At 69.7% G+C, this 12,390-nt stretch carries 10 protein-coding genes; 8 read left to right on the top strand and 2 right to left on the bottom strand.

What is annotated here, in order from left to right:
- Positions 1–12: 12 nt before the first annotated feature.
- The 6 genes from OEB96_RS17025 (at position 13) to OEB96_RS17000 (ending at position 8,431) form a co-directional block, all read left to right on the top strand.
- Complete coding sequence (locus OEB96_RS17025) at positions 13–237, top strand: hypothetical protein (RefSeq protein ID WP_266217026.1); 225 nt, start codon at positions 13–15, stop codon at positions 235–237.
- A 76-nt stretch (positions 238–313) separates the two neighbouring features.
- Positions 314–556 (top strand): (2Fe-2S)-binding protein, encoded by a 243-nt coding sequence (locus OEB96_RS17020; protein WP_266217025.1) that lies wholly within the window; start codon positions 314–316, stop codon positions 554–556.
- 47 nt (positions 557–603) lie between these two features.
- Positions 604–2,082 (top strand): aspartate kinase, encoded by a 1,479-nt coding sequence (locus OEB96_RS17015; protein WP_266217023.1) that lies wholly within the window; start codon positions 604–606, stop codon positions 2,080–2,082.
- Positions 2,083–2,089: 7 nt separating this feature from the next.
- Positions 2,090–2,716, top strand: a complete 627-nt coding sequence (locus OEB96_RS17010; RefSeq protein WP_266217022.1) for a ComEA family DNA-binding protein — start codon at positions 2,090–2,092, stop codon at positions 2,714–2,716.
- 177 nt (positions 2,717–2,893) lie between these two features.
- On the top strand, positions 2,894–7,633 hold the full coding sequence (locus tag OEB96_RS17005; RefSeq protein ID WP_266217020.1) for an NAD-glutamate dehydrogenase domain-containing protein: 4,740 nt from the start codon (positions 2,894–2,896) through the stop codon (positions 7,631–7,633).
- Between the two features lie 312 nt (positions 7,634–7,945).
- Positions 7,946–8,431: a hypothetical protein gene (locus tag OEB96_RS17000; RefSeq protein ID WP_266217019.1), complete on the top strand. Its 486-nt coding sequence runs from the start codon at positions 7,946–7,948 to the stop codon at positions 8,429–8,431.
- A 40-nt stretch (positions 8,432–8,471) separates the two neighbouring features.
- Here the strand turns inward: OEB96_RS17000 and purN are convergent, their stop codons facing one another.
- Entirely contained in the window at positions 8,472–9,104 is a 633-nt protein-coding gene (gene purN / locus OEB96_RS16995; protein ID WP_266217017.1) for a phosphoribosylglycinamide formyltransferase, read from the bottom strand.
- Between the two features lie 56 nt (positions 9,105–9,160).
- The gene (locus tag OEB96_RS16990) at positions 9,161–10,198 is read right to left on the bottom strand and encodes an MBL fold metallo-hydrolase (protein ID WP_266217015.1); all 1,038 of its coding nucleotides are present in this window, start codon (positions 10,196–10,198) and stop codon (positions 9,161–9,163) included.
- 104 nt (positions 10,199–10,302) lie between these two features.
- Here OEB96_RS16990 and hslV point away from each other — a divergent pair, with 104 nt between their 5' ends.
- Positions 10,303–10,944 carry an ATP-dependent protease subunit HslV gene (gene hslV, locus OEB96_RS16985; RefSeq protein WP_266217014.1) on the top strand — a complete coding sequence of 214 codons (642 nt, stop codon included), beginning with the start codon at positions 10,303–10,305 and terminating at the stop codon, positions 10,942–10,944.
- Entirely contained in the window at positions 10,944–12,293 is a 1,350-nt protein-coding gene (gene hslU / locus OEB96_RS16980) for an ATP-dependent protease ATPase subunit HslU (RefSeq protein ID WP_266217012.1), read from the top strand. The genes hslV and hslU overlap by 1 nt, the downstream gene beginning before the upstream one ends.
- Positions 12,294–12,390: the final 97 nt, after the last annotated feature.

The raw sequence follows: 12,390 nt of genomic DNA, 5'->3' as shown, positions 1-12,390 counted from the left end.
ATGCCTACCTACATGGAGAAGACCTCGTCAGGCGAGCTGCGGCGGTTCGATTCCGTGGCGGAGCTCATTGCGCTGTGCCGCACCCGATTCCCCGGGGCCGAGATCCACACGGCCAACGAGGATGGCGACTTCGTCCTTCGCATGCGCATGGGCTCCTGGCACTTCGAGAGCCTCATCGTGCACTTCGAGGGGGAGGGCTGCTACGCGGTGATGCTGCCCACGGCCGAGGCCGCGTAGTCCCCGTCGCTTCGGCGGATCTCGAGGGCGCCGTGGGCTTGCCGAGGGGCCTGCGCTGCCCTATCTCACACGCACGGTGTCGCGGACCCTGTGCCAGTGCATGCTCGTGTCCGAGCGCGACGTGTTGGCGACCATCCGCGCGGGCGCGCGCACGGTCGACGAGGTCGGCGAGCGCTGCGATGCGGGGACCGGCTGCGGGAGCTGCCGGGGTGGAATCGAGCTGCTGATCCAGCAAGAGGTTCGCCGCCGCGCCCGCGCGCCCGTGCCCGAGGCGCTGCTGGCCCAACTGGGCCTGTTCGGGCCGTCCGGCGACGATTGACCGATTGCGTGCAACGACCGGGGGTCGGTGGCCGACAAGAGGAAGGCATGACCGCCCCCGCTTTACACCCCGGCGGGGGCGCCCGTACAAACGGCGCCCCCGTGCTCGTGCTCCAGAAATACGGCGGCTCCTCGGTCGCCGATCTCGACCGGATTCGGGCCTGCGCCCGCCGCTGCCTCGGCGTGGCCGAGCAAGGCCACCAGCTGGTGGTGATCGTGTCGGCCATGGCCGGCGAGACCAACCGCCTCATCGCCCTGGCCAACGCTCTGGTCGAGCCTGCGCCCGCAGCCGAATCTGGGCTCGAGTCCGGCCCGCCGGCCACGGCCCACAAGGGTCCCTATGTGGCGTCGGTGCGCCGCAGCGAGGCCCACGACCGCGAGCTCGACCAGCTCGTGGCCACCGGCGAGAAGGTCAGCGCCGCCCTGCTCGCCATAGCCATCAATGACCTTGCCCCCCGCGAACGATTCGAGGAGAGCGATCACCGAGCCTGCCCCCCAGAGGGGGGCGAGCTTGCCCCCCGCGAACGACTCGACGAGAGCGATCACCAGACCAAGGCGGTCTCGCTGGTCGGGCACCAGCTGGGCATGCGGACCGATCGCAACTATACCCGCGCTCGCATCACCCACATCGATCACGACCGGATCCGCCGCGAGCTGACGAAAGGGCACATCGTGGTCTGTGCGGGCTTCCAGGGCATCGACGAGGTCGGTGACATCACCACCCTGGGACGCGGTGGCTCCGATACCTCGGCGGTGGCATTCGCCGCGGCGATGCAGGCCGACGTCTGTGAGATCCTCACCGACGTCGACGGGGTCTACACCACCGACCCGCGGCTCTGCGGCAACGCCCGCAAGATCGATCGGATCAGCTACGAGGAGATGCTCGAGCTGGCGGCGCTGGGCGCCAAGGTGCTCCAGAGTCGCAGCGTCGAGCTGGCCATGAAGCACCGGGTCCCGGTCCACGTGCGCAGCAGCCTGCACGAGGGCCCGGGCACCTTCATCGTCCCGGAGGAACCAGGCATGGAAGACGTCGTGGTGTCTGCGGTCGCGCTCGACCGCAACGAGGCCAAGATCACCCTCACCCGGGTGCCCGACGTTCCCGGCACCGTGGCCGCGCTGTTCGAGCGGCTCGGATCCGCCGGCATCGTGGTCGACATGATCATCCAAAATGCCGCGCACGACGGGTTCACCGACGTCACGTTCACCGTGCCCGAGGGCGAGCTGTCGCGCGCACGCGCGCTGCTGCAAGGGCTCGAGCTGCCCGCGGGGGTCCGCCCTGCGGCCATCCTCGCGGATCCGGGAATCTGCAAGGTCTCGGTGGTGGGGGTGGGCATGCGCAGCCACGCCGGGGTCGCGGCCAAGACGTTTGGCTTGCTCGCGGCCGAGGGGATCAACGTCCAGATGGTCTCCACCTCGGAGATCAAGATCTCCGTGGTGGTCGACGAGCGCTACGGCGAGCTGGCCTTGCGGTGCCTCCACGATGGCTTCGGCCTCGGAGGGACGGAGCCGCCGGGCTCGCCCCCATAGGCCTTCCGTGGATCGGTGCACGCGCCCCTTCGCTGGCCGTGTCGCCGCGCGCCTTCGCACCCACGGGCCCACGGTGGGAGCGTCGGTGGTGGTGATCGTGGTCGCGTTCGTGCTCGGTGCCGCGGCGCTGGGCGAGCGCCGATCCGTCCCCATCGTGCGCCCGTGCACCCGCGCGATCATGGTCGACAGCCGGTTGTGGTGCGACGAGGAGGTCCCCGCCGAGGTCGCGGCGCTGTGCCCGGCGCCTGGACCGGAAGCGCACGAGCCGATCGCGGCCGGCGACGCCTTCGATACGAGCCGCCTGTGTGCACGCTCGTTCGCATCACCCGACGCGCCGGGCCGTGGCCAGAGCGATGGCCAGAGCGATGGCCAGAGCCATGGCCAGAGCCATGGCTGGTCTCGCATGAGCCCCGACGACCTCGCTGCGCTGCAACAACCCGTGGATCTCAACCGGGCCTCGATCGCGGAGCTGACCAGCTTGCCTCGCATCGGACCCGCGCTCGCCCGTCGCATCGTGCAAGGGCGTCCCTACGACGACGTAGAATCGCTCGTGCGCGTGCGCGGCATCGGGCCGGCAACGGTGGCGCGGCTGCGTGGCCGAGCCTTCGTGCGGCCGAGCGTCGCGGTCCCCTGATTCGCACCCCGGGCGCGCAGCAAGGAGCGCAACCGTGATCGCGACCCGTGATCGCGGGCGAAGTCGTCCCGTCGGATGAGGCGCTCCGTCGTGAGCCAGGACTCATCAGCGGAGTGTGCGCTTTGCGGGCTGGCACATTGCATGTGCTCGCGGGCTGCGGGATGTTCCGGCTCGCATATGGTTCGCCAGCTCACGAGTCGGCTCATCACCGAGGTCCAGCACCAGCTCCAGGAATTCACGCCCATGCGGTCGGAGACCGACCGAGAGCAGCTCTCGGCCCTGGCCAAGGCGATCATGAGTTCGGTCGACGTTCGCGACCTTCGCGGGGTGCCCGTGGGGCGGCTGCTGGCCCAATTCGAAGAGCAGCTCGAGCTCATCGAGATGCGCAAGCGGGGCGAGATCAAGGTGGCCCTGAGCTATCAGGACGACACCGACACCCTCGTGGTGCAGAGCCTGGTGGAAGACCAGCCGTTCCTCGTCTCCACCATGCGAGCGGCGCTCGCGGCCGAGCACTACGAGATTCGCCGTCAGGTCAACGCCATCGTTCGGGTGCGTCGCGACCCCAGCGGCAAGCTCATCGGCATCGGGACCGGGCAGGCCGAGTCGATCATGCGCATCGAGGTCGCCCCCTCGGGCAGCAGCGGTGGTCGCGACGGCGGGGGCATCCCCTCGGGCCTGCGCGAGCGGATCTCCGATCGCTTTGCGCTGGCCCAGGCCCTGGTCCGCGACTTCGATGCGATGTCGCGTGCGATCGAGGCCGTCGCCGACGACTACTTCGCCGCCGCCAGCGATCTGCACGGCGAGCTGGCGACCACCGCCCGCGAGTCCGAGGCGCTGCTGCGCTGGCTCTGCGACGAGAACTTCGTGCTGTTCGCGGTGGAGCGCTACGGCGACGATGGCCAGCTGCTCGAGGCGCTCGGCACCAGCACCATCCGCAAGGCCGAACGCGACGCCTCGCTGCGCACGCCCAGCACCAGCGCCAGCACCGAGGGCCGCTGGGTTCGCTACGAGCGCAGCGCCGAGGAGTCGCCGGTGCACCGCGCGGGCAAGCCCGGCTACTTCGTGGCCTCCTCGTTCGGGGCCGACGGCAAGCCCAGCGGCGTGGTGCTGGTGGAGGGGCTGTTCACCTACAAGGCGCTGCACACCCCGCCCGAGCAGATCCCGGTGATCCATACCGTGCTCCACGCGATGCTCGAGGACCGGCGCGTGGCCGCGGCCTCCGAGCGCGGCAAGAACATCACCAACGCCTTCAACTCGCTGCCGCTCGAGTACCTCCTGTCCGAGGACCGCGAGAGCATCTGGGAGCTGACCGACCGCATCCTGCGAGCCGAGGCCGAGGGCGGCAGCGACGTGCACATCCGCATCGGCGAGGGCGGCCGCTTCGCGTTCGCGTTCGTGGCGCTGCCGCGCTGGCAGTTCAGCGAGGAGCTGCGCCAGCTGGTGCAGGACCTCCTGCTCGCCGATCTCGGGGGCACCTACGCCGACTACGGGGTCTACATCGATCGCTACGACAACGCGGTCATCCACTTCTACGTGACCGGGGTGGGCCCGCTGCAGCAGGCCGACACCGAGGTCCTGCGCGAGAAGGTGCTGGCCCACGCCCGCTCGTGGTCCGACCGCCTGCGCGAGGCGGTGGAGTCCGTCGCCACCGACTCCCGCGCCGAGGAGCTCATCGAGGTCTACGAGGACGCGTTCAACGAGGAGCACAAGCGCCGCTGCAGCGTGGAGCGGATCAAGGGCGACGTGCTGTGCCTCGAGAGCCTGCGCGCCGGGGCCCAGGTGGCGTGCGATCTCTACGTCAGCGAGTTCGGCGATCACCCCGGCTCGCTCAACCTGCGCGTGTTCTCGCGCGACCCGCTGAACCTCAGCCGCGAGCTGCCCGTGCTCACCAGCTTCGGCTTCGAGGTGATCGACGAGTACAGCCGCGACATCCACGTGCCGCACCTGCCGGTGATCGACATGGACAACTTCCGCTTCGAGCTGCGCGCGGGGCGGATCGGGCAGATCATGGCGCGCCGGGGCAACATCACCCACGCGATCCAGGAGGTGTTCGAGGGGCGCGTCGGCTTCGACGATCTAAGCCGGCTGATCGTGGTCTCCGATCTCACCTCGCGCGACGTGGACGTGCTGCGGGCCTACGTGGCGCACCTGCACCAGCTGCGCCTGCCGTTCGACTCGGCCGTGGTGCGCAGCGCCCTGGTCGACAACCCGCTGGTGGCCACCGCGCTCATGGCCTGGCTGGCGGCGCGCTTCGATCCCAAGGTGGCGACCCCCGAGCTGGCCGAGAAGACCGAGGCCACGCTGGCCAAGGAGCTGCGGGAGATCACCGACTACACCGCCGATCGCGTGCTGCAGGCGGTGGCCGAGCTGCTGCGGGCCACTCGCCGCACCAACTGCTACGTGGCCGATCGCGACGCCGGCGAGGCGCTTGCGTTCAAGATCGCCGCGCGCCGGCTCTCGTACGGCCCCGAGCCCAAGCCCTACCGGGAGATCTGGGTCTACCACCCCGACTTCGAGGGCGTGCACCTTCGCGGCGGCCGGGTGGCGCGCGGTGGGTTGCGGTTCTCCGATCGGCCCGATGACTTCCGCACCGAGATCCACGGGCTGATGGCCACGCAGATGGTCAAGAACGTGCTCATCGTGCCCATGGGCGCCAAGGGCGGGTTCGTGCTGCGCCATCCGCCCGCCGAGCGCGATGCCCTGAGGGCGGCGGGCGACCACTACTACGGCAAGTTCATCCGGGCGCTGCTGTCGGTCACCGACAACGTGATCGACGGCCAGCCGCGCACGCCCGCGGGGATCCTCGTGCACCGCGAGGAGACCGATCCCTACCTCGTGGTCGCGGCCGACAAGGGCACCGCCCACCTCTCCGACACGGCCAACGCCATCAGCGCCGAGCACGGGTTCTGGCTCGACGACGCGTTCGCCTCGGGCGGCTCCAACGGCTACGACCACAAGAAGACCGGCATCACCGCCCGCGGGGCCTGGGAGGTGACGCGTCGCGGCTTCAACGAGCTGGGCATCGACCCCGAGACCGACGTGATCACGGCGGTGGGGGTGGGGGACATGAGCGGCGACGTGTTCGGCAACGGCCTGCTGCGCAGCCGCACCATGAAGCTGGTCGCCGCGTTCAATCACATCCACATCTTCGTCGATCCCGATCCCGACCCCGCCGCGAGCTTCGACGAGCGCCAGCGCCTGTTCGACCTGCCGCGCTCCACCTGGGAGGACTACTCGCCCAACGTGCTCTCGGAGGGCGGCGGGGTGTACCCGCGCAAGAGCAAGGAAGTGCCGCTGTCGGCCCGGGCCCGCGAGCTGCTCGGGATCGGGCCCGACCAGGTCGTGGGCGGCGACGACGTGATCCGGGCGATCCTCAAGCTGCAGGTCGATCTCCTGTGGATGGGCGGCATCGGCACGTACATCAAGGCCAAGGAGGAGAGCAACTCCGAGGTCGGCGACAAGGCCAACGACAGCGTGCGCGTGGATGCCTGCGACCTGCGCTGTCGCGTGCTGGCCGAGGGCGCCAACCTGGCCATCACCGATCGCGGCCGGGTCGAGTACGCCAAGGGCGGAGGCCAGAACTACAACGCGTTCCTCGACAACTCGGGCGGCGTGGACACCTCGGACCACGAGGTCAACATCAAGATCCTGTTCGCACCGCTGCTGGCCAACGGCACCACCACCCGCGACGCTCGCAACGCCCTGCTGGTGGACTGCGAAGAAGAGGTCGTGCAGATGGTGCTGGCCAACAACCGCTCCCAGAGCCGCATGGTCTCGTTCGACGTGGAGCTGTCGCGCAAGGACGTGTTCCGCTACGCACGGGCGCTGCGCTACCTCGCCGACCACGTGCCGTTCTCCCCCGAGGCGTTCTCGCTGCCCGGCGACGACGAGCTCCACAACCGCACGCGCAAGGGCCAGGGCATGCACAAGTGCGAGGCGGCGGTGCTGTGCTCGCACGCCAAGATGCTCGCCTACCGCGAGCTGCTGGAGGGGCCGCCGCTGCCGGCCGACATCGTCGATCGCTTCGTCACCGCCTACTTCCCGCAGCGGGTCGCAGCGCTGGCGGGACGCGCGGCGGTGGCCGGGCACCTGCTCGGGCGCGAGATCGCCACCACCATGATCGTCAACCACATCGTCGACAACATGGGGGGCACGTTCTTCACCGAGGTGGAGGTCGGGACGCTGATGTCGCCGGTGGACATCACGGTGGCCTACCTGCGGGCGGCGGCGGCGGCCGATCTCGACTCGATCCAGGCCCAGCTCCATGCGCTGGAGGACAAGCGCACCACCCGGGCCGTGTACGAGGCCATGGCGTTCGTGCAGCACTCGCTCGAGGACGCCACCTTCTACCTGCTCGACCAGATGGACCTGCCGACGATCGACGACTCCAGCATCGCGCAGGCCCAGACCTTGCTCGCCAACGTCGACGAGGCGCTCCCGCCCGGCTCGCGCGGACGTACCGCCAGGCGCCTGGCTCGCCTCGAAGAGCTGGGGCTGCCGCAGGATCTGGCCGCGCGGATCGTCAAGCTGCGCTACCTGACCCCGGTGCTCGATGCGGTTCGGCTCGCGCCCATGCTGGGCCGCAACCCCAAGGACACGCTGTTCTTGCGGCTGTCGGTGACCGACGCCATCAACTTCAACCTCCTGAACCAGGCCATCGATCGGCTTCCGCTCGACTCGCCGTGGGATGGTCCTTCGGTGTCGGCGATGCGCCGTCAGCTCAACTTCCACGTGCACAAGCTGGTGCGCATGGTCGAGGGGGACGACGTTCAGGGCATGGTCGACAAGTACAAGCTGCGGGAGTTCTCGGCGCAGGTCCGCGAGCAGGCGGAGACCAACCCCACGATCTCGGGGCTGGTGATGCTCGACGACTGGCTGCGGCGGCTGTTGCCTCCGCTGGCCAGCTTTGCCCGATAGCAGCGCGGCGCGCGTCGTCATCGTGCGGTCGGGTGGCGACCGCACGGCGTGCCACGCGGTGTGGTCGTTCGGCGCACGCCGTTTTGCGGCGAGGCGCTCGGGAACTCGAGACATGGGCCGCGCAAGGGGTGGCGAAGGGATCGCCAGTGGCTAGTCCGTGATCCGGTGAATCCTCGGTCACACGTCCATCGGTGGTGCTTCCTCTCGCTGGCGCCATTGGCGATCGCCATGGGTTGCGCCGACATCCATCACCCCACGACGACGTCGAGCGGTGAGGACGACGCGGCGACGTCCTTGGCGGACGAGGCCGGCGTGAACGAGGGAGAGGAGGAGGAGCCGCTGCCGTGGGCCCAGACGGCGCTCGGCCCGTACTACCTCGATCTCGGGTTTCCGCTGCCGCCCGCGCGCTACATCGGGGATCTGGTCAACATCGAGCTGCGGTCCGACACGCTGCTGGTCACGCACCTGCAGTGCACGGGGGAGGAGCACACCGAGCGCTTCGTGCTCAATTTCGAGGGCGACGAGGCCTTCGTCCGGCCCAAGGACGGCGAGACGTGGCTGATGTGGAAGGGGGAGCCGGTCGCCAAGGGGCTGGTGATCCGACCCGGCCTCACCTGCGCCAAGCTCGTGTCGGAGTTCATCGATCCCGTCAGTCCTCGCGGATCCTTCGCCAAGATCTGGTCGTGGCGGCGCGGCGCGGTGGTGGTGACCGACATGTGCATCGACGGCTTCGAGTGGGCCGCCGACGTCTCGCCGCAGGTGTCCACCGCGTGCCCCGACGGCGCGGCCGACGACTGAGTCGACCCCGAACGACCCCGAACGACCCCCGAACGACCGGCTACGTGGCAGGGCAGAACCGGTTGCGAATCACCCGCCACAAGAGGTCGTGCTCGGCCTTCAGCACGCGGGCCGCGAGCGTGTGCGGGTCGTCGCCCGGGAGCACGGGAACCGGCTGGTGCGCCAGGATCTCGCCCTCGTCGTACTCGTTGCTCACGCGGTGCACGGTGGGCCCCGAGAGCGGGACGCCGGCCTGCAGCACCGCCCGGTGCACGTGCTCGCCGTACATGCCCTTGCCGCCGAAGCGGGGCAGGGGAGCCGGATGGATGTTGATGGCGCGATCGGTGTAGGCCAGCACCACCCGTGGATCGAGCTTGGCGAGGTAGCCCGCGAGCACGACCACGTCGACCTCGTGCTCGTAGAGGCACGCGAGCAGGGCCGCGCCGGGATCCTCGTGGGTCTTGCGAGAGACGACGGCGGTGGGGATGCCCTTGTCGCGGGCGTACTCGAGCGCCCCCGCGTCGGCCCGGTTGGAGACGACCACGGCCACCGGCGCCGGGAGGACGCCCCGCGAGTACGCGTCGACGAGCGCTCGCAGGTTCGAGCCACGTCCCGACACCAACACCCCCAGGCGAGGAGGAGCGGAGACGGGCTGGTAGCCCACGAGGGTGTTGACGGATTGCGGGCCGGTCATGCGACGGTGCGGGGAATCTAGCAGGATTCGGCGCCCGGCCGGGTCCTCGGGCGCCGTCAGCCCGCGTGCTCGCGGGCATGCGCGGCCATCAGCGCGAACAGCTCGACCACCTCGTCGCCGGCGGGCCCGCCTCCGGACAGCTCGCGGTAGATCGAGCGCACGTTGACCACCACGCGCTCGGCCTCTCGCCAGTCGCGGAAGTCCTGCAAGGAGATGTCTCGCGCCGCCTCGGTGGCGCTCATGCCCGCGGCGTGGCGGGCCTTGGCCTCGTCGTAGAGGTAGCGCAGGTAGGTCTGGGTGCGCCGAACGTCGCTCGCCTCGGCCAGCGGTCCGTGCCCCGGCACGATCACCGTGGCGTTCGCCTCGAGGATCCGATCACACGCCGCGATCCAGTTCGACACCGGTCCTTCCCACACGATGGGATGTGCGTCGACGAACAGGATGTCGCCGGTGAACACCACGCCGCGGCTGTCCACGTGCACGATCACGTCGCTGGTGGTGTGGGCGGGCCCGACCTCGTGGAGATCGACCGCGGTGTCGCCCACCCTCAGCTGAAGGTGCTCGTCGAAGGTCTCGGTGGGGGGCGTGAGCCGAACGCTGCCGAAGTCGAAGCGGCCGAACGCGCGCGCGAGCAGATCGCTGCCCTCGAGCACCGCGCCGAGCTTGCGGACCCCCACCCGTGACAGCAGCGCGCCCAGTCGCCGTCCGAGCGCGCCGGTCCGCACGCCGAGCTGGCTGACCTTGGCGAGCTTGGCCACCAGCTTGGGGTCCAGCCGCAGCATCTCCTGCGCCGCGCGTCGCGAGGCCACGATCCGCGAGCCCTCGCACAGCTGATTGCCCCAGCAGTGATCGCCGTTGGCGTGGGTGTTGACCACCACGTCGAGCGCGTCCGCGGCCCTGGTGGCCCGCCGCATGGCATCGAGCATGGCCTGGGTCAGCGGCACGTCGAAGAGCGTGTCGACGAGCATCGAGGCCTCGCCGTCGACCACGAGGCCGGCGTTGGACAGGCCCCACGAGCCGTCGGGCTGCAGCCAGGCCCACACGCCGTCGGCGATCTCGTGCAGGCCCCGGGAGTAGCGCTCGCGTAGCGGCATCGACGGGCAAGGGTACCGGACGGCGCCCGTCCTCGTGGCAGGGTCCTTGCGCCGTATCCGCCGGCCTGTCGGAAGGTCCCCAAACCCGGCCTATACTCCCGGCGATGTCCGACGACGCAACACAAGGCCCCTCGGACGCCGCAGGCGTCCACGCTGGCACGGATCACCCGAACTGGCCCCGCATCCGCTCCACCACCGTGGTGTGCGTGCGCCGGGGGACGAAGGTGGCTCTGGGGGCCGACGGCCAGGTCTCGATGGGCAACACCATCATGAAGGCCAGCGCCCACAAGGTTCGCACCATCGCGGGGGGGACCGTGCTGGGGGGCTTTGCCGGCTCGGCCGCCGATGGCTTGACCCTGTTCGAGCTGCTCGAGGCCAAGCTCGAGGCGGTGGGGGGCAACTTCACTCGCGCCTGCGTGGAGCTGGCCAAGGACTGGCGGATGGACCGCCGCTATCGTCGGCTCGAGGCCCTGATGATCGTCGCCAACGCCGAGCGCTCGCTGTTGCTGTCGGGCACCGGCGACGTGATCGAGGCCGACGACGGGGTGCTGGCGATCGGCTCGGGGGGCAACTTTGCGCTGGCGGCCGCCCGGTCGTTGTTGCGCCACACCGAGCTCGACGCGCGCACGGTGGCCGCGGAGAGCCTGCGGATCGCGGGCGAGATCTGCGTGTTCACCAACCTGCACCACACCATCGTGGAATTGCCCGCCGCGCCGTCGGACGCCACGGCCAAGGGAGGCTCGTGATGGCCGGCGTCGAGATCCGCAACCTCACCCCTCGCATGGTGGTCGACGAGCTCGACCGCTACGTGATCGGCCAGAACAAGGCCAAGCGCGCGGTGGCGATCGCCATGCGCAATCGCTGGCGGCGACAGATGGTCGAGGAGCACATGCGCGAGGAAATCTCGCCCAAGAACATCATCATGGTGGGTCCCACCGGGGTGGGGAAGACCGAGATCGCTCGGCGGCTGGCCAAGCTCTCGGGCGCGCCGTTCGTGAAGGTCGAGGTCAGCAAGTTCACCGAGGTGGGCTACGTGGGTCGCGACGTCGACTCGGTGGTGCGCGACCTTGTGGAGCAGGGGGTGAGCCTGGTGCGGTCCGAGATGGAGAAGGACGTGCGCCCGCAGGCCCGCACCCAGGCCGAGGAGCGCCTGCTCGATCTGCTGCTGCCCGGGGGCGAGCGCAGCTACACCGACCGGGCCGGCGAGCCCTCGCGTACGGCCTCGGCCACCCGCGAGAAGCTGCGCGAGCTGCTGCGCGGGGGCAAGCTCGACGAGCGCGAGGTCGAGGTGGAGGTCGAGGAGTCGAGCGGTCTGCAGCTGGTGCCCGGCCTGCCCATGGGCGAGACGATGGGCCAGCAGCTCCAGGATCTCCTGGGCAAGCTCGGCCGCCGCAAGCACAAGCGCAAGCTGCCGGTCTCGGAGGCCATGCGGGTGCTGGTGGACCAAGAGGCCGAGAAGCTGGTCGATCGCGAGGCGATGACGCGCGAGGCGGTGCGCCGCACCGAGCAGCTCGGGGTCGTGTTCCTCGACGAGATCGACAAGATCTGCAGCCGCGAGAACGTGCGGGGCGGTGACGTGTCGCGCGAAGGGGTGCAGCGCGACCTGCTGCCGCTGGTCGAGGGGACGACCGTGGCCACCAAGTACGGGCCCGTCAAGACCGACCACGTGCTGTTCATCGCGGCGGGCGCGTTCCACCTGGCCAAGGTCAGCGACCTCATCCCCGAGCTGCAGGGGCGCTTCCCGATCCGGGTGGAGCTCGAGTCGCTCGATGCCAAGGACTTCGTTCGCATCCTGCGAGAGCCCGACAACTCGCTGCTCAAGCAGTACGCGGCGCTGCTCCACACCGAGGGCGTGGCGCTCGAATTCGACGAGGCGGCGATCGATGCCCTGGCCGACGCAGCCTGGCGCGCCAATGCATCGCTCGAGAACATCGGGGCCCGAAGGCTGCACACGGTGATGGAGCGGGTGCTCGAGGAGCTGTCGTTCGAGGCCAGCGAGCTGGGAACCCGCGAGATCCGCATCACCGCCGCCTACGTGCACGAGCGCGTGGACTCGCTCCTCCAGGACCAGGATCTGTCGCGGCACATCCTGTAGCGCCGATCCAGCCGTCAACTCCTGGCGTTGACCACAAGCTTCGCATAGCTCGGAAAGCTCTTGCTTTCACAGGAGCTTTGGCAGATTCTTCGAGGGA

The organism is Paraliomyxa miuraensis, from assembly GCF_026337845.1.
Taxonomy (GTDB): Bacteria; Myxococcota_A; Polyangia; order Nannocystales; family Nannocystaceae; genus Paraliomyxa; species Paraliomyxa miuraensis.
Note: the sequence above shows the minus strand (reverse complement) of the source record. Positions and strands in the feature narration are given on the sequence as shown.

What these genes read in the sequence shown, in the direction of transcription:
- OEB96_RS17025 (WP_266217026.1), top strand. Translation starts at nt 13, where the DNA reads ATGGAGAAGACCTCGTCAGGCGAGCTGCGGCGGTTCGATTCCGTGGCG.
- hslV (WP_266217014.1), top strand. Translation starts at nt 10,303, where the DNA reads ATGTCCGACGACGCAACACAAGGCCCCTCGGACGCCGCAGGCGTCCAC.
- OEB96_RS16990 (WP_266217015.1), bottom strand. Translation starts at nt 10,198, where the DNA reads ATGCCGCTACGCGAGCGCTACTCCCGGGGCCTGCACGAGATCGCCGAC.
- hslU (WP_266217012.1), top strand. Translation starts at nt 10,944, where the DNA reads ATGGCCGGCGTCGAGATCCGCAACCTCACCCCTCGCATGGTGGTCGAC.
- OEB96_RS17015 (WP_266217023.1), top strand. Translation starts at nt 604, where the DNA reads ATGACCGCCCCCGCTTTACACCCCGGCGGGGGCGCCCGTACAAACGGC.
- OEB96_RS17005 (WP_266217020.1), top strand. Translation starts at nt 2,894, where the DNA reads ATGGTTCGCCAGCTCACGAGTCGGCTCATCACCGAGGTCCAGCACCAG.
- purN (WP_266217017.1), bottom strand. Translation starts at nt 9,104, where the DNA reads ATGACCGGCCCGCAATCCGTCAACACCCTCGTGGGCTACCAGCCCGTC.